The organism is Cytobacillus sp. FSL W8-0315 (assembly GCF_038002905.1).
Taxonomy (GTDB): domain Bacteria; phylum Bacillota; class Bacilli; order Bacillales; family Cytobacillaceae; genus Cytobacillus; species Cytobacillus pseudoceanisediminis.
The window spans coordinates 412,334-430,497 of the sequence record NZ_JBBOOC010000001.1 but is presented as its reverse complement, the minus strand read 5'-3'; the positions used below and the strand labels follow the sequence as shown (position 1 = coordinate 430,497).

General features: G+C 40.5%; 16 protein-coding genes. 15 read left to right on the top strand and 1 reads right to left on the bottom strand.

Annotation, left to right across the window (positions count from 1 at the left end; all coding sequences use genetic code 11):
- Window positions 1-36: 36 nt before the first annotated feature.
- The 3 genes from MKY20_RS02320 to MKY20_RS02310 all read left to right on the top strand — a co-directional run bounded on the left by MKY20_RS02320 (window position 37) and on the right by MKY20_RS02310 (window position 2,531).
- On the top strand, window positions 37-411 hold the full coding sequence (locus MKY20_RS02320) for an immunity 22 family protein (protein ID WP_071158480.1): 375 nt from the start codon (window positions 37-39) through the stop codon (window positions 409-411).
- Between the two features lie 356 nt (window positions 412-767).
- Window positions 768-968 (top strand): hypothetical protein, encoded by a 201-nt coding sequence (locus MKY20_RS02315; RefSeq protein ID WP_009336204.1) that lies wholly within the window; start codon window positions 768-770, stop codon window positions 966-968.
- A gap of 372 nt (window positions 969-1,340) precedes the next feature.
- Complete coding sequence (locus MKY20_RS02310) at window positions 1,341-2,531, top strand: M14 family zinc carboxypeptidase (RefSeq protein WP_341000251.1); 1,191 nt, start codon at window positions 1,341-1,343, stop codon at window positions 2,529-2,531.
- 44 nt (window positions 2,532-2,575) lie between these two features.
- On the opposite strand, the gene MKY20_RS02305 is transcribed toward MKY20_RS02310, so the two are convergent.
- Complete coding sequence (locus MKY20_RS02305) at window positions 2,576-3,199, bottom strand: DUF421 domain-containing protein (RefSeq protein ID WP_019382379.1); 624 nt, start codon at window positions 3,197-3,199, stop codon at window positions 2,576-2,578.
- A 177-nt stretch (window positions 3,200-3,376) separates the two neighbouring features.
- On the opposite strand from MKY20_RS02305, the gene MKY20_RS02300 reads away from it, so the two are divergent.
- The 12 genes from MKY20_RS02300 (at window position 3,377) to MKY20_RS02245 (ending at window position 18,054) form a co-directional block, all read left to right on the top strand.
- Window positions 3,377-4,375 (top strand): ABC transporter substrate-binding protein, encoded by a 999-nt coding sequence (locus MKY20_RS02300; protein WP_019382380.1) that lies wholly within the window; start codon window positions 3,377-3,379, stop codon window positions 4,373-4,375.
- Window positions 4,376-4,865: 490 nt separating this feature from the next.
- Complete coding sequence (locus MKY20_RS02295) at window positions 4,866-5,159, top strand: WXG100 family type VII secretion target (protein WP_009336200.1); 294 nt, start codon at window positions 4,866-4,868, stop codon at window positions 5,157-5,159.
- Between the two features lie 177 nt (window positions 5,160-5,336).
- A complete protein-coding gene (locus MKY20_RS02290; protein ID WP_019382382.1) occupies window positions 5,337-5,576 on the top strand; it encodes an EsaB/YukD family protein in 240 nt (79 codons plus the stop codon).
- Between the two features lie 14 nt (window positions 5,577-5,590).
- Window positions 5,591-6,934, top strand: a complete 1,344-nt coding sequence (gene essB, locus MKY20_RS02285; RefSeq protein WP_251175686.1) for a type VII secretion protein EssB — start codon at window positions 5,591-5,593, stop codon at window positions 6,932-6,934.
- Between the two features lie 20 nt (window positions 6,935-6,954).
- On the top strand, window positions 6,955-11,427 hold the full coding sequence (essC, locus tag MKY20_RS02280; RefSeq protein ID WP_251175685.1) for a type VII secretion protein EssC: 4,473 nt from the start codon (window positions 6,955-6,957) through the stop codon (window positions 11,425-11,427).
- Entirely contained in the window at window positions 11,424-14,255 is a 2,832-nt protein-coding gene (esaA, locus tag MKY20_RS02275) for a type VII secretion protein EsaA (RefSeq protein ID WP_251175684.1), read from the top strand. The genes essC and esaA overlap by 4 nt, the downstream gene beginning before the upstream one ends.
- Window positions 14,245-14,724 (top strand): type VII secretion protein EssA, encoded by a 480-nt coding sequence (gene essA, locus MKY20_RS02270; RefSeq protein ID WP_019382386.1) that lies wholly within the window; start codon window positions 14,245-14,247, stop codon window positions 14,722-14,724. The genes esaA and essA overlap by 11 nt, the downstream gene beginning before the upstream one ends.
- A gap of 195 nt (window positions 14,725-14,919) precedes the next feature.
- Window positions 14,920-15,222, top strand: coding sequence for a WXG100 family type VII secretion target (locus tag MKY20_RS02265; protein WP_009336194.1), 303 nt, complete (start codon window positions 14,920-14,922; stop codon window positions 15,220-15,222).
- Between the two features lie 34 nt (window positions 15,223-15,256).
- Complete coding sequence (locus MKY20_RS02260; protein WP_019382387.1) at window positions 15,257-15,400, top strand: hypothetical protein; 144 nt, start codon at window positions 15,257-15,259, stop codon at window positions 15,398-15,400.
- 139 nt (window positions 15,401-15,539) lie between these two features.
- Window positions 15,540-16,688, top strand: coding sequence for a glycine zipper domain-containing protein (locus MKY20_RS02255; protein WP_232292567.1), 1,149 nt, complete (start codon window positions 15,540-15,542; stop codon window positions 16,686-16,688).
- A 9-nt stretch (window positions 16,689-16,697) separates the two neighbouring features.
- Complete coding sequence (locus MKY20_RS02250; RefSeq protein WP_009336192.1) at window positions 16,698-17,510, top strand: hypothetical protein; 813 nt, start codon at window positions 16,698-16,700, stop codon at window positions 17,508-17,510.
- A complete protein-coding gene (locus MKY20_RS02245; protein ID WP_026041748.1) occupies window positions 17,503-18,054 on the top strand; it encodes a DUF5381 family protein in 552 nt (183 codons plus the stop codon). The genes MKY20_RS02250 and MKY20_RS02245 overlap by 8 nt, the downstream gene beginning before the upstream one ends.
- Window positions 18,055-18,164 lie beyond the last annotated feature (110 nt).

Here is an 18,164-nt window from a genome sequence, read left to right as displayed (position 1 = left end):
CCGGATGATCTGAGATTAAAATAGGAGGATACTATAATGGAAAAACAAGGATGGGTTTCTATTTGGTTAGGTAATATTAAAGAAGAAGACTCTATAGAAAAGTATGTAGATTTAACCTATGATGAGGATGGTGAGTCTGTCCCATCCAAATTTTTTATCGATTTTAATATTGATATGGATGAAACAGATGAGGATACTATAGAGAAAGTAGTTTATAAGAATAGCAGTAGTGATATTTCGACATTATTAGATGGGTGTTCGTATGAAGAAATTATTATCCCAAAAATCAAGAAAAGTATAGACCTTAAAAATTCATATAATGCCGTAATCCTGATATATAATTTTGAGTATAACAATGAAATTACTTCAACTGATGCTTTTGACTTTATTGCCGCTACAAATTATGAGTAAAACAAAGCTTAATAAGTATTAAGAATGAAGAATAGACGAAGTTGATGGATAAGACACAGATATTACTATTCTTTAAGTAATGCTTTATTATACGGAAAAAGAATATATTCAGTAAGGCATTGTAGGCAATCCAATAAAGAAGCATTATTAATAAATCACCAGGTGAAGTAGTTGGGATTTCTAAAAATATAATATATTTTTTTGAACCTTGAATCGGCTATGCCTTTCAAGGTTTTTCGTTTAATATGTCCCAAACATTCCCCCTCCATATGTAATGAATTTGCCCAAGCCAAACCCATTTTCACGCATATAAAAATAGTGTAAGCCATATATAGAGGAAATGGAGGTATGAACGGATGTACCCTTACAGAGGCCCCTATCAGCCGCAGGATCAGCGGTTTTTTGGATTCTTTGGTCTGCCCTTTTTAGGCGGGTTAGCAGGAGGTTTATTGGGCACTGCTTTATTCTACCCGCGTCCATATTATTGGTATCCTCCACCGCCGCCGCTTTATTACCCGCGACCTTGCTGTGGACCAGGATTTGGATACCCTTATTAATAAATATCAGGGGAAGCTCATAAAGGGGCTTTCCCTTTTTGAATTCGGCAATGATTTACCTGCTGAATTCAGGAGGAATAATAGGTTTATTATGAAAATGAGGATGGCCGGCGGCATGCCGTGGCTGAGATGCTTGATAAGGCAGAAAATGAATCAGATTAATAACACAAGTTTGTGTAACGGCTAATGAATTTTCCTAAGAATATATTTGAGTGACTCTTCATATATGATGAAAGTCTTAACTAATAAGGAAAATGTAGGATATTTATTATTCAGAATATTAATTCTTTTAGCAGATTTACATCCTCCTATTAAAAAGGCATGATAGAAATAATTCGGATATCGAATTAATAGATCAGAGGAGGCTTAAAAATGAAGAAGAAATCATTATGGAAAGTACTTAGTTCAGCAGCACTGGCAGCAGCGATTCTCGTACCCCAAGTCGGCTTTGCTGAGGGCGCAAAGCCTGTGACAGAAGAAAATGTATCAATTAATGGTTTTGTTGATTATGAAGAATTAAAGAGAAAGTTAACTCAAATTGAAAAATCATCGAACGGCCTGGTTCAGGTTGAATCTGCGGGAAAAACGAATCAGGGGAGAGATATCTTTACAGCACGTGTAGGCCATGGAGATAAAGTGGTACTAGTGCAGAGCGAAATTCATGGCAATGAAAAGACCGGCACTGTCGCGTTGCTGAATATTCTTCAATATTTGGGGTCAAGTCAATCAGCAGATGCGAAAAGGATTAGAGAAGAATTAACGATTGTCTCAATCCCGATGATGAATGCCGATGGTTCCGAATTGGACAGGCGCGGCAATGTAATGACCTGGGAAGAGGTTCAGGAACAGTTTCCTCAATTACATAATGCACAGCCCACCTGGAATTATTACACACGCAGCCTTCAGGGGGACGACTATTCTGCAGCACCAGGATTCGATGTAAACCGTGACTTTAACCCGGATTTAAATTATGTTCCGAAGGCGGAGGACTTCCCTGGCAATTCAAGCACTCCAGGCTGGTATATTACGCCTGAATCGCAAACAGTCCGGGATGTTTATAAGAGTCTTCAAGAGGAATTTGGTCATGTTGAAGTCTTTTTAGATCTTCATCACCAGAATTTCTATAAGATTGAAGGAACAGATGAAGATGTAACAATGTCCATTTCAGCAGACTTTGTTCCGGATCCAAGTTCTGCGGAGGGTGCAAAATATAGCCAATATGCGGAGAATTACCGCTTTGATTTTTCACGCCAGTTAAACGTCGCCCTTTATGATGCACTTCAGGAAAAAGGAAATTCAGTGTTTACCAATATTTCTTTATATGACCAGGAGTTAGACTTGCCTGGAACTGCCTTGGGCTCCTTTGCCTTGAACGGCAGCGGGGTTGTCCTATTTGAGGTAAAAGGGCAGACACATAACTATGGACAAAAGATGAAAGGTCAGCTGGTTAAGACAGTAGAAACAGGTGTCATGGGGATTATCAATGGTGTGGCAGATGGCAGTGTGTATGATTTGAATCCGGATGAATATAATGAAATCCCTAACAGGGTGCCAATTCGTTAACATAGTCAAAAGAAGCTGAGTCCCAATGGGAATCAGCTTCATTCTTACTGCAGTCGATCTGGTACACTATCAGTCGTTTCTTCTGCGACTTCTGTAAAAATATCCTCTTCGTTTTCAGGAACCATATGGACAGAGAAGCCCTTGGCAAAGGCGGGTTCCAGTAAATGAATCAGCTGCTGGACATCAGCCTGCAGCTGAAGGAATTCCTTTTTCGTTACAGGCTGGGCTTCTTCTTTTAATTCATAGCCCACTTGTCCGTTCGCCTCCAGGGTTGCCCATCTTACATCGCTGATAACTGCAACATTATGCTGACGCAGCTTCATTTCAAGCTGGTCCACAGTAAACCGGAGTTTTCTCAGATTCTGTTCATTTAATTTTCCATCTTCTATGATAATTTTGGATTGCCCAGTGATAAACTTCTCAAATTTGTCTGATTTCATTTGTGCATATTCCATGACAACTAGGGTGAGTACAAGGATGAGTCCTACTGCAAGAGTAGTCCAAATGCTTTCCCCTGAAACCGGTTCAATTAATAGTGAACCGATGCCAATCATGATTACTACCTGAGCTAATGTCATCTGTGAAATAGACTTTCTGCCAGCGATCCTTAATAACAGGGTGCCCCCGATGACGACAAGGATTGAGTTCCAAATCCAATCGAATTCCAATCTCATCCCTCCCTATATTTTATTATAGTCTTTCGCAAATAGAGCCTTCTAAAACTGTTAATGTCAATTTATCTAACAAAAAGTGGGATTAGCTATTGTTACCTACTTATTAAACGTGTTAATATCAAAATATTATAAAAATTTTAAAAACTGAATGACTGTCGGGGGGATATTTGGATGAAGAAAATGTTAGCCATCCTAGCAAGCAGCGCATTATTAATGCTGGCTGCCTGTGGATCAGGAAATGAGGAAACCAGCGGGGAATCGTCAGAAAAGAAAACCGTAAAAATCGGGATCACGCAAATTGTGGAGCACCCATCATTGGATTCTGCGAGAGAGGGATTTATTGCCGCATTGAAAGATGCTGGTTATGAAGAAGGAAAAAATCTTAAAATCGACTTCCAAAACGCCCAGGGGGATATGAACAATAATATGTCCATTGCCCAGAACCTGGTAGCGGACAAGAATGATTTGATTCTTGCTATCGCGACTGCCAGTGCACAATCAGTTGTGCAATCCACAAAGGATATTCCAATCCTTTTTACAGCCATCACTGATCCTGTTGGTGCTGAGCTTGTGGAAAGCATGGAAAAGCCAGGCGGGAATGCAACGGGTACATCTGATACACATCCGGATGCCATCAAAAAAACGATTGACTCCATTAATACATTTGTACCGGAAGCCAAGAAGGTCGGCATCATCTACAATGATGGGGAGCCAAACTCAGTAGTAAATGTTAAGCATGCGAAAGAAGCCATCGAGGCAGCAGGACTTGAAGCGGTTGAAACGACTATTTCAACAAGCTCCGAGGTAAAGCAGGCTGCAGAATCCTTAGTCGGCCGTGCTGACGTGTTCTACATCCCTAAGGACAATACAGTTGTATCTGCCCTTGAATCTGTGCTGAACGTAGCCAATGAGAAAGACATTCCAGCATTTGTTGGAGAAAGCGATTCGGTTAAACGGGGCGGATTTGCTTCCTATGGTTTTGAGTATCATGATCTTGGATACTCTACTGGCCAAATGGCCGTTGATATCCTTGAAGGCAAAAAGCCTGGTGAGATTCCTGTTGGCTACCCTGAAAGTCTTGAGCTGGTGATTAACAAAAAAGCAGCTGAGGAGCAGGGAGTCGCTTTAACGGATGAAATGCTGAAGGATGCTAAGGTGGTTGAGGAATAAATAGGTTGTTAAAAGATACAGCGATTCAGCTGTATCTTTTTTTTGCTTTAAGAACACGGAAATTTTTTCTTGAAAATGATTCAAAAGAACTACAAAAGCCGGAAGGGTGATTTTAGGAAAAAAAAGGGCTCAACAAAGTTTAATTAAAATATAAATAATAAGGTAATTCTGCCTATAAAATACAATTGGGGGTTTATAGATTAATAGGAATAAAACCACAGACATAATTCGACAAGGCCACTCAAGCGATTTGACGAGTTTTGACTGCCATGATAGTAATAAAAAGGTAGAAAATTTGAATTTTAAAATGAGTGAATAACAAAAAATTAGAAAAAACCTATGAAAAAAATACCAATTTTGGTTTAAGTATCTCGAAATTGGGTATTGGTGGGTATAAATAACTGTTTTGTTATTTTTTGCAAGTAAGTAATTGACCTTTTAATTGTGTATTTTTACAATAATAGTAACCTATTGAAAAGGAGAGATTTGAATGTCAGGAGTTATTCGCGTTACACCAGCAGAATTAGTAGGCATGTCTAACCGTTATAATGGAGAAAGCAGCCAGGTTGGGGATCAGATTGTCCGTTTGGATAATATGATTCGTGAACTGGAAGGTGCATGGGAAGGGGAAGCAAGCAGAGCGTTTGCTGAACAATACCAATCTTTAAGACCTTCATTTGTTCAAATGCAGCAATTATTAGAGGATATCTCTGTTCAGCTTAATAATACTGCAAGAGCTCTTGAGGATGCTGATAACCAGATTGCTGGCCAAATCCGCGGCTAATTTCATCTGAATCAATAAAGTGGAGAAGGAGCGCTACATTCATCAGATGAAAAGCGCTCTTTTTTTGTACTAAATTAGCAAATTTTCACTTTGGTAATTTGTCTAGCTCCAGCGCCTACCCCCTCGAGGTGTCGAGGGTGATCGAGGCGCTTGCGCTTTTCTAGTGGGGTGTTGAATATGTACATAGAATTAACAATTGATCTGAAAAATTATGAAGTTGAACCTTTTGATCTCCGTCTATCTAACTATCACTCTGTTAAAAAAGTAGTTGATATTGTTTGGCAAGCTAAGTCGATTCCTCAGCCGCCCCGGGAAGGCTATTGGGTCAGAATTCCTAACAAGCAAATGATTCTGTCAGGAAACGATAAGCTGGCAGAAAAGGGGATTACCACTGGGGACCGTTTCGAAATTTTATAAAGGAGCATTAAAAAATGTCAGAAAAGAGTCAAACCTACCTTGAAGAGCAGCTTGAAGCGGTTGTCGAAACAGATCATCAATCCCTTACCATTCTTTTTCAAAGAGAGAAAATAAAAGCTGATGCTGCTGCGGAATTGGAATTGCTCAAAGCTATGGATTCAGCTATAAAAAGGGATGTCCATTTAACAGAGGATGAACTGCGCCTCGTCCTGCAAATTCCCTCAAATTATTTAACCTTTTCCAAATTAAAAAAGAAAGACCAAAGAAGCAGATGGATCTTTTCTTCACAGCTCCTCAAGCTTGTGAAAAGTCATCCATATACCAGACTGCATCTCATTGTTTGTCCGGAAAATTTAGTGGCTGATGAAAGCCTGTCGCCGCATTTGCTTCACTATGGTGTGAAAGAAAGCCTTCCGCCTTATGAAGCCAATCATGAAAAACTCTGGATGGAATTGAAAGCGACCGTTGCAGCTGCTGTAGATGGAAAGCATTCCTTCCGGGATTACCTTAGACTCCATGAAACCATTGAACTGTCGCCTGCAGCGGCTAGTGTGATCAAAGCCAAGGATGAAAATGAATTGTCAGAAGTCATCCGGACTAATATTGAAATGCTTGAAAAGAAAGATAAGGAATATGTTAAGGTTCCGCAGAAAAAATGGAAAGCCACAAGGTATTCTGCTTGGGGTCTGCTGATTGCTTTATTGCCTTTCCTTGCTTTCAGTCTATATTCCCTTTTCTTTACACAGCCTAAACAGGCAGCATTTATTAATAGCCAGGAACACTTCTTGAAAAGCCAATATAGTGAAGTCGTTTCTGAATTATCCAATTATGATATTGATCAGATGCCGCGAGTCGTGCAATACGAACTTGCGCAGTCTTACATAATAAATGAAGCATTGACGGAAGACCAGAAAGAGAATGTCCAAAATACCATCACCCTGCAGACAGATCCTCTTTACTATCATTACTGGATTCATATTGGGAGGGGAGATGCTAAGGAAGCTCTCGATATCTCACGGGATCTTGAGGATAGAGAATTAATTCTATTTGCATTGATTAAATACCGGGAAGTTATCAAAGTAGATGATAGTCTTGAATCTGATGAAAAACAGCAGAAAATTGACGAAATTCAAGCTGAGATTGATGAGTATATAGAGGAACAGAAAGCTCAGGAGGAAGAGGAGAAGCGTCTTCAGGAAGAGCAAAGTAACAGCAGTGATAATGAGCAGGCTGTAAAACAAGAGCCTGAACAGAAGGCTGCAGAAGAGCAAAAGCCTGCAGATTCAAAGGCAGCTGAAACATCTGCTGAAAAGCCAGCCGAAAAGCAGGAAGAGGCAGCAAAGACAAAACCAAATTAAGATAGACAGGAGGTGGAGAGATGGAACAGTTATGGTTGTTTTACAGCGATTACTGCCAGCAGCTGTCTATGCCATTTGAAAATAGCAGCACGATCACCATAGGCCCAGAGCTTGAACAGCTGGTGACAATAAGGGATTTCCCTTTCACAAAAGGGGCTGTGTCAATAGAAAGGCACGACAGCTCCTATGAAGTGAGGCAAAATGAGTCAGTTCTCGGAAAGCTAAATGACGGGGAACCCTTCCAGCTAAATGATGAAGGGAAGACCCTGACGATAATCGTAACCTCTGAAAATATGAATAGCCAGACCTACTATTCTGGCTATCAAAAGCAAATAGAATTTTCCTCGGAAAACCCAGAAGCATCGATTTATAAAAAGAACGGCATTTTAATGGATGCAAGCCATTCCTTCGAACTGATTAAAACAAATAACGGCTGGATGGCAGAACCACAGTCAGGACAGCTCTATGTAAACGGAAAAAGAGCCGTAGAGAGAATTTTTCTTGAAATCGGGGATGTGCTGTTCTTCCCATTTATGTCTATTCGAATACAAGAAGAGGATCTATTCCAGATCGACAGCATTGAAAGCTATGAATCTAAGCTTCCGATTACCATCAGGCCGCAATCAGAGATGGCAAAGAAATATCCGCTCTATCGCCGAACGCCCAGAATGATCTATGAGATGCCGGATGAGAAAGTTTCTCTATCCTTCCCGTCACAGGAGCCTGATGATTCCAATCGGGGGTTATGGATGATCATTATGCCGCCGCTGATTATGCTGATCGTGATGGGCATCGTGGCTCTGATTCAGCCAAGAGGAATTTTTATTATCATTTCAATGGTCATGTTCATGACCACGTTAGTCACATCTACCGTTCAGTACTTTAAGGATAAAAGCAATCAAAAGAAGCGGAAAGAGCGCAGACATCGAGTGTATACTGCCTATCTGGAAGAGAAGAGGAAAGAGCTGCAGGCACTGTCTGACCAGCAGAGGCATGTTCTGGAATTCCACTTTCCCTCTTTTGAGAAAATGAAATACTTCACAAGCCATATATCCGACCGGATTTGGGAAAGACCCCTTGCGAGTTTTGATTTTCTGCAGTTCAGGCTTGGAACCGGTAATGTGCCAGCGAGTTATGAAGTTAAGGTCAGCTCTGGGGATATGGCTAACCGTGAAATTGATGACCTGCTTGAACAGTCACAGCAGATGGAAAAAGTTTATAAGGAAGTTAGAAATGTGCCAGTCGTGGCTGACCTTGCTAAGGGGCCAATCGGACTGATCGGAAAAGAGTCGGTTGTTAAGAATGAGATACACCAGATCATTGGACAGCTGGCGTTTTTCCACAGCTATCATGATGTACGGTTTGTATTTATTTTTAATGAAAAGGAATATAAGAAATGGGAATGGCTGAAATGGCTTCCGCATTTCCAGATGCCGCATGCACATGCAAAAGGGCTGATATATAACGAACAAACGAGGGATCAGCTGTTATCTTCCATTTATGAAATCCTGCGGGAAAGGGATTTGGATGAAAATAAGGAAAAGCAGGTGTATTCTCCGCATCTGGTGTTTATCATTACTAACCAGCAGCTGATTGCAGATCATGTGATTCTGGAGTATTTGGAGGGCGACCACTCCAACATGGGGATCTCCGTTATTACTGCAGCTGATTCAAAGGAAAGCCTGCATGATAATATTCAAACACTTGTCAGATATGTCAATCAGGAAGAAGGAGACATTCTGATTCAGGACAAAAAGGCCGTGAGCATCCCATTTAGGCTCGATGCTCATCAGAAGAAGGGAAATGAGGAATTTTCCCGTCTGTTAAGAACGCTTGATCATCAGGTTGGAATGACCAATTCCATTCCAAATAGCGTTTCGTTCCTGGAAATGATGAAAGTAAAGGAAGTGGGAAAACTTCCAATCAAGCAGAATTGGCTTACAAAAGAGTCTTCCAGATCATTGGCGGTACCAATTGGCTTAAAAGGAAAGGAAGATCTGTCGCTTTTGAATCTTCATGAAAAGGCGCATGGCCCGCACGGACTGCTGGCTGGGACAACGGGATCGGGTAAGAGTGAATTCCTGCAGACCTATATTCTTTCACTTGCAGTTCACTTCCATCCACATGAGGTCGCTTTCCTGCTGATTGACTACAAAGGCGGGGGAATGGCTCAGCCGTTTAAGAACATGCCGCATCTTCTTGGAACCATTACGAATATTGAAGGAAGCAAAAACTTCAGTTCAAGAGCGCTAGCCTCAATCAAAAGTGAATTGAAAAGACGGCAGAGGCTTTTTGATCAATACCAGGTGAATCACATCAATGATTACACAGACCTTTATAAAAACAAGATGGCAAAGGAACCGCTGCCGCATTTGTTTTTAATTTCCGATGAGTTTGCAGAGCTTAAGAGTGAAGAGCCAGAATTCATCAGGGAGCTTGTCAGTGCTGCACGAATTGGGCGAAGCCTGGGGGTGCATTTAATTCTGGCAACCCAAAAGCCAGGCGGTGTCATTGATGAACAGATCTGGAGCAATGCCCGTTTCCGGGTAGCTTTAAAGGTTCAGGACACAGATGACAGTCGGGAGATCATCAAAAACGGAGATGCAGCAGCTATTACCGTAACCGGACGCGGCTACCTGCAAGTCGGCAATAATGAAGTCTATGAGCTCTTCCAATCTGCATGGAGCGGGGCGCCTTATTTGGATGACTCCTCAGAGACAGAGGATGAAATTGCAATCGTAACCGACTTGGGCCTTGTGCCATTATCGGATGTTAATTCACGCCAAGGAAAGAAAAAAGGCGGAAAAACAGAAATTGAAGCAGTGGTGGAGGAAATTGAAGCAGCACAGTCTTCGATGGGCATTAAAAAGCTTAGAAGTCCGTGGCTTCCGCCTCTTGAAGGGCGTTTAAGCAGGAAGCTCCACCGCGCTGAAGAGAATCATGAGATTCATTTAGGGATGGTGGATGAGCCTGAGAAGCAGAGCCAGTATCCATTGAGCTATCAAATCATAGAGGATGGTAATGTGGGGGTATTTGGCTCCTCAGGTTATGGAAAATCCCATACGATTATGACAATGCTTCTCAGCATTGCCGAAAAGCGAACTCCGGAAGAAGCCCATTATTATATTTTTGATTTTGGAAATGGCTCACTTCTTCCGCTAAGACAGCTGCCGCATACGGCCGACTTCTTCCTGATGGATGAAGAACGTAAAATTGAAAAGTTCATGAATCTGATCAAGGATGAAATTGCCCGCAGAAAGCTATTGTTTCAGCAGCAGGAAGTCAGCGGAATTAAGATGTACAATTCGATGAGCAGCGAGAAATTGCCGCTCGTATATATCACATTTGATAACTTTGATTTAGTAAAAGAAGAAATGCAGGAGCTTGAAACACAAATCAATCAGATTGCCAGGGACGGACAGTCACTCGGCATTTATATGATTTTTGCTGCGACGCGGATCAATTCGATCAGACAGTCGCTTATGAACAACCTTAAAACGAAGGTTGTCCATTATTTGATGGACAGCAGCGAGGCATACTCCGTACTGGGAAGGGTTCCGTTCGCACCTGAGCCTATACCGGGAAGAGCCATTATTAAAATGGAAGAGGCATATTTCTCACAGGTATTCTTGCCGGCAGATGGCAAGGATGATTTTGAGATTATAGAAGCCATCCGGGAAGACATCCAGGAACTGAAAGAGAAATACAAGGACTGCAGGCTGCCTGAAGAGGTGCCGATGCTTCCAGCAGAGCTTAATACGATTAACTTTACCCGCTACACTAATGGAGCTGTTCAGCCGGGACTTGTGCCTGTTGGCCTTGATGAGGAATCTGTAAAACCTGTATATGCGAACTTCAATAAAACGAAACACTGCATCATCCTGGGGCAGGCCCAAAAAGGAAAGACAAATGTTCTTAAGCTCATGATCAATCACATGCTTGTTCAGGATGCAGAGTCCGTCGGTATTTTCGATTCCTTTGACAGAGGATTATCATCCTATGCCAGCGAGGAAAAGTCGGTTTATATCGAGACAAAGGAACAGATCAGCGATTGGGCAGCACAGGTGGAAGAACAATTATCCCTCAGGGAAAAAGAATATCTAAACGCAATCCAGCATGGCAAGACCGATATAGAGTTTTCGCCAATCGTACTGGCTGTGGATGGATACTCCCGTTTTGCGCAGACATTAGATAACAGTCTGCAGGAAAGAATGGCAAGGCTGATGAAAAACGGCAGCCATCTGGGCTTTAGTGTCATCGTTACGGGCAGCAATAATGAACTGACAAAAGGATACGATTCCTTAACAGCAGAAATCAAACAGATCCGCCAGGCGATCGTTCTGATGAAGAAATCGGAGCAGACGCTGTTTACCCTTCCATACGACCGGAAAGAGGCAGAGATCCAGCCGGGATATGGTTATTACGTTATAAACGGAAAGGAATTAAAAATTCAAATTCCTTTATGTGCCACTGAAAGGAAGGTCTTAGCATGACAGCCAAAACAAAATACATCGTGAAAATGGTTTTGGTGATGCTTCTGATTATCGCCGCGCCAGCCATCTTTTTTGGCTCCATTGGCGATAATCCTCTGCTAGTCAGGGAGAATGCCACAAGAACCATAGCTGTTGTTAATGAAGATACAGGCGCTGACAAGGAAGAGAAGTCACTTGATTTTGGAGAGGAAATTACATCGATTCTGCAGGACGGCTCACAGTATGAATGGACCGTCATTGGCAGGAGTGCTGCAGAGAATGGGTTGAAAAATACCAAGTATGACGCAGTCGTTTATATTCCATCCAACTTTTCAAAGAACATCATGTCCTATGAAAGCAAGCAGCCTGAAAAAGCAAGTTTTGAATATACGGTGCAGAACCAGCTGAACTCACTGAACCGGGAAAAGGTTCTGCGTGAGATCCAGACTGCCACCAACCGTGTTAATGGAAAGATTTCAACATTGTATTGGACCTATGTATCCCAGGACCTTGAAAATGTGAAATCCCAGTTCGATACCATTTTACAAAAAGAAATAGACTTCCAGAATGCAATGCTCGCTTTCTATAAGCCTAGTTCAAAGAACCTGGCAGAGGAAATTGAACAGCAGCGCAATATGCTGGAGAGCATTCAATCGACAGTGAAGACTACTGCCGAAAGCACTACTGAGGGTGAAAACAACCTCAGCCAATTTGAAGAGAACCTTGGCTCGTTTGTACAGTTTGTAGATCAGTATAAAGAATACCAGGATAATCAGCAAAATATCCTTCAAAAAATGCAGGATGAAAATGTAGTCAATATTCAAGCTGTTGCGGGAAAACAGCAGCCAACTTATTCTGAGGCACTTAGTGTATTGAATAAGGGGAATCAGGAATTGGCTGGCGGGATTGATAGTGTGGAAAAGCAGCTTGAGGAGAATAGTGAAGTGTTTGGTGATTTATCGGCTATCCGTAACGATCAGGTAGGTCGACAAATGAATGCTTTAAAAACATATTTTCAAGAACAAGAAGCAGCTTCATTCAATAAAGCAGCTGAAAATATCGGGTTATTGAAAGGGGAACTATCCAATGGACAACAACCGGGAAATCCAGGTGCAGGATCAGGAACAGCATCTAACAAAAATCCTGGGGGAGCCAAAGCTAATTCTATAACAGCGGCCAGTTTAGAAGCCCCATCTTTACTTGGTATGGAAGAGGAAAGAAATGAAATTTTAAGCGTTGAAAAAGAGATTACAAATTTGAAAACATCTTTAGAGACGATAGAAGGTACCAAGCCGGAACAAGTTGTTTCTGCTTTGACTGTGTTACCTGCTTTATCCCAGCGCCTAATAGCAGTAGAGCAAAAACTGGCAGCGAAGGATTCTGGAGAAAACCCGCTGCAAAAAATAGTTGAGGAACTTCAGAAAGTAAATGCCAAATTAATTGAAGACCTTACCAACCTGGATGCAGCTTATAAAAGTTTAGAGGAAGAAAAGAATAGCCTCTTAGATCAGCTTGGGGCTTCAATGAGTTTCTCTTCTATGATCAATCTTATAGAGGAGAAAGAACAGCAAATCATAGAACTCGGTTTTAACTTAGCTGCTTTTAATAATGAAATTACGAATACTAAACCTGTAAAAATGATGGAGTATTATGCCTCACTTATTCAGTATGAAGATTTAATAAAAAATTCGTACAGTCAAAATCCTGAAAAGGTGGAAGAGCTTGTACAGAAATTAAATTCTATAGTAGCTGTGAATGAGGAAGAACAAAAGGTGTGGGATAACCTGAACACAGCAATACCATCATCTCAGCAAAAGCTGACAGACCTCGAAGGTCAGTTTACTGCATTCTTCACAGATTACAATAAAAAAATTAAAGAACAGCAAGCAGCAATCGAGACAGATTTAAACGCTCTCCAAGAGAATGCCAATTCAGTAAGAGAGCAAATTCAAACATCATCAACGAATACACCAGTTCCTGTAGATAGCATCGACGGTACTTCTGTGATGGTCAAACAGGAAGGAATCAGCCAAAGAATGCTGATGATTAATGATCTTGTTGGGTCTATCGGGGAGAACCAAAGCAATATCGTGTCCTATACAAGTGAGCTTGAGCAAAAGGTGCAAAGTGTCCAGCAGGATGCAGATACACTGAATTCCAAGTGGGGCTCGAACGTAGAGACGACTCAGATGTTCCGGGATGATATTTACAACCTTCTTGGTAATACCTATGTGAATGGCCAAAAGAATGGCCCGGTATACGAACAATTATCCAATCCGCTTCAAATCAGTGGAGAAACAGCTGCAAAGAAAGAAGAAAGCAAGCTGCCGCCGGTTGTTGTGTTGGCCATTGTTCTGCTCAGCAGCTTAATGATCGGATACTTCAGCCATTATTTCAAAAATGCGCCGATGCTTGTCCATGCTTCCATGTTTGTACTGCTGAATCTTATTGTTGGTCTGATTATCAGCATATTTGGCCTTAATATTTACTCAATGGAACAGGATCGGGCTATTGAGTGGACGATATTCACCATATTGCTGCTGACTGCGGCTTCAGCCATTGTGCTGGCAGGATTCAAGATCGGCAATCTGGCAGGATGGATTTTGAGCGTTGGTCTCATTGCCTTCTTCATTAGTCCGTTCCTGGCTCTTACAGCACCGAATATTAACTATGAAGATCCAATGTCCAAGGTATATATGTCCATCCAGTATGATTCGCAATCACTGTTTGTTCCGGCTATTCTCATACTGCTTGGCATCATAGCCTTCCTTGCCATCATTCCATTTGCAGTCCGGTCGATAAAAGACCTGCGTACAAAAAGGGATGAGGATCAGGCTTATGAAGCTTAAAAGATTTATTAAAATCATTCTGTTGATCCCGGCGATTTGGCTGATAGCTGGCCAATCAGCCGGGGCGACCCCTGATTTTGATAACTTAACTCCGAATACCTATGAAAAAAAGGAATTCAAAGAGAATACCGATTACTTGCATGAAAAATCGCTTTATGAAAATAAAAAAGAGATCCCCGAAGAACAAAAGGATCTTACTTTTACAAAAAAGAACCTGGATCCTTTGAAGGAAGTGAAGGATCAGCTTTTTGATGGCGGTGAAACCACTAATAATACCATCACCGCAAAAGCAGACCAGCTTCAGCTTTTTTCCGATTCTAAACAGGAAAGCTTTTTGAAGGCGGAGGAGCAAACTCCAACTGAACAAGATAACAAATTAATCTATCTTTATATTATTCTGCTTATCATTGCCATAGGTGTGATTATGGGATTCCTCATACCGAGGATGGCAAAGCAGGCCGACAATTGAATAATTCCCGTACATGTCTCCGGTTTGGAGACATGTACATAAATACTGCAGCCAAATTCTTCAGCAAACTCTCCTCAAATAATTGGCCTCTAAAAAATAGAATAAAGAATTAGGGATGAAAAAGTCTGGCCAAATAGCCAGCTGACGAGACTTTTAAATTATTGGATAGAATAACTTTTAAAATGAGGTGTCAAAATGAACTCATCACATGTAAGAGCCCTGGCAAGGGTATTTCAGACAGCTTCAGATGATATTAAAACAGAGGAATTCAAACTAAAGCAAAGTGTCCAAAACCATGCAGATGAATGGAAAGGCAAAGCCCGGGACAAATTTGATTCCGCATTGGAAGAAGCAGGTGTCCTCTTCCAAAGGCACTCTGATAACCTTTATAACATCAGCCGAGAACTGGAAAGCGCTGCGAATGAAGTTGACAGAGTCAGAGAAGAAATTGAAAGACAAAGAGAATTAGAGAGATTGGCAAGGCTTAAGGAAAAATAATAATTGAAGAATGTAAAGATTGGATGGGTTTTTTATGTCTAATAATGAAGAGAAGAAAAAAGGTTCTTATGACAAGAATAAAAGATATGATGGCGAAGCGGTGCCGGGATGTGCAGACCTTTTTATATTGCCAATTCAAGTATTAATAGTTGGGTATCAAATAATTAATTTAATTTAGTTAGAAGAACTAATCCGAAAAGAAACGAGGTATTGAAATGGGAAATGAAATATCTGTCAATCCAGATCGCCTGGAAGACCTGGCAAATGACTTGGTTACTCGTTTGTCCAGAGTTGAAGACGAATACAGAAACCTCCATATGGAGCTTGCAGATTTGATTAACAGCGCTCCGGCGGAATATAGGCATTGCTTCTATCATGTAGGGGATCCTTGGGGTACTGGTAATCAGCTGGTTGGGCAGCTCAGTGAAATGGAGATTGACCTGAGAATGGTCGCGAATAAATTTGCTGACGCAGATAATCTGGTCGGTAAGTTGTATAAGCTATATGAGCAATATGGTGCCGTAACAGCCCTCGGAGCATTGATGACAAAACAGCTTGCTTTTTACGGGTTGGGCTTTACTCAATTTATAAAGGATGCTGATGGTGTATTTACCTATAAACATATGGCGGCCCTTCAGAAGGTAACAGATAAAATTGATGAATCTAAAAAGTTGGGAACGATGGCAAGAGCGTTCCTGGGTCCATTATATTTGAGAAGTAAGTATAAAGATGTACCACTTGCGGATTTAATTCATAGAAAAATTGCTAAATATCTACCGGATGATGTGGCGAAGTTTGCGGGTAGCTCCAGAGCCTTTTTTGATGAAATTAAATATAAAACTTTTAATCCAACTACGTTTAAATCTTTTGTTAGTACTGGTGCCAAATTCGCTAAAACAAATGCATTAAGTACAGTTGTTTTAACCGGTGCAATGGAAGTCGGAGGAATGGGGCTTAAAATTTCAGAGAACTATGCTAAGTACGGAAATAACCCGGATGTTTTGAAGCGTGAAAATGCTAAAGCGATTGGTAATGCTGTAAATAATACAGTAGCTATCTCAGGAGGAGCAATTACAGGTGCAGTAATAGGAGGAGCTTTAGGTAGTTTAGTTGGACCGGTTGGAACAGTTGTGGGTGCAGCTGCAGGTTCATTCGTTGGTGGAATTATTGGAGAGAAAGCTGCTAAATTAACTGCTGGAATTGCTGAAAAGGGTGCTATCCTTATTAAGGAACCTTTACACCATGGAGTCGAGTTTTTTAAAGGTGGGTTTGAGAAAGCTGGAAAAGCTGTTGAAGCAGCAAATAAGGGTATTGATATTGTCAATAAACAAATTAAAGAAACAATGTCTGATCCGGTAGGGAAAATTAAAGATATTGGAAAAGGGCTGTCAAAGGCTAAGGAGACAGCTGGATCTTTATTAGATGGAGCAAAAGGGTTTTTAGATAAAAAATTATCGTTTTTTTAAGGAGGCAATATGAGTACCATTCAATTAAGTATTGAGGAACTAATTTTTGCATTTTATAGTGAAGGATTATATGAAGAAGGAATATCTATGAAAGAAACGTATTTTCCTTCACTTCAAGATTCCGAATTGAAGTTAATGCTGGAATTTGCGGCTCGCTCTTTGCTGGCAAAAGATATGGCCGTAGAGGTTAATAATCAATATAGATTAAAAGAGAACTACAAGTCTTATATTAATATTCTGAGTAATGCGGAGAAGACGGTTAAAGCTTCTAGATTTGATTTAAAGTTCGGAGGGGAAGAAAACATATCTTTTCATTTTGGAAATGGGGAAGTTTATCTTCATAAGTTATTGCATGACCATCAAGTACATTATATTACCAAATCCACACCAGAAAATATAATAACAAGTATTAAAGGTTTCTTCAATATTAGCAAGCTGCCTTTACAGGATGAAGTGCTTTTTAGTTTGAAGAATGAAGAATTTGAAGAATTCCTAGGTGATATGAGTGAATCGGATTCGTTGTCTGAATCTACTGCTCAAAAGTGGGAAAATAGGGTTAATGGTTCATTCTCATTTGAGTTTTTAAAAGATATTTCCAATAGAAAAGGAAGAATGGATAGCTTACTTAGTCTTAAATATGACTCTGCAAAAAATCCCGATTTAATTGACCTAATTTTTATTGTTCCTGGGAAATTGGACTTCTGGATGATTACAAGAGACGATAACTTAGATTTAAATATTCAAAGGGCAGACGAGACATCTATTAGAAACCTATTATTTAACAATTCTGTCCAAGGAGGAATTCCTCTTGTCCATGATTGAGAAAAAAGGAGAAGCTGTATTAATAAAAAGTTCTAAGTTCATGTATGTATGGATGTTTTTAGCTACAGTAGGATTTTTACTTGCTTGTATCTTCTTAATTACACATGGACTGAAATTTAATTCTAAATATTCTTTCCTCTATCTTGGCGGAGGAATCGTATTAACTCCCTTCTATCTTTATTTGACTATTTGGAGTCTGCCTGGATTAATGCCAGGAAAGGTTTTGTTTAAAATACTCCCGGGAGAAAAAGGAACAGTTAATGCTAAAAAAGGTACGGTATCTATAAGTAATATTCGTAATATCAATTTAGTTAGAAATCCTATAAATTTAATCAATGACATTGTTATTGAAACATTCAATGATAAAAAGATAAAAATTAGAACATATAATCTTCTTGGTGACTTAGATTATGAAATGATTGTAGATCAATACATTTATCCATATATGACTGAAAATGCAAAAAAGGTCTGGGATCGAAAGGTAGATCTTGAACGTCTTCGTAAAGTGGCAAGATACGAGAGAAAAGAACCTAAAATTGAATAAGATAAATTGAATCTGTCTAACAAGTCCTCTCATAAGAGAGGGCTTTCTCAAGGGGAGAGAAAAAAGTGACTCCTTTTATTTGTCTCAAATCTAAAGGGGGATTATTATAT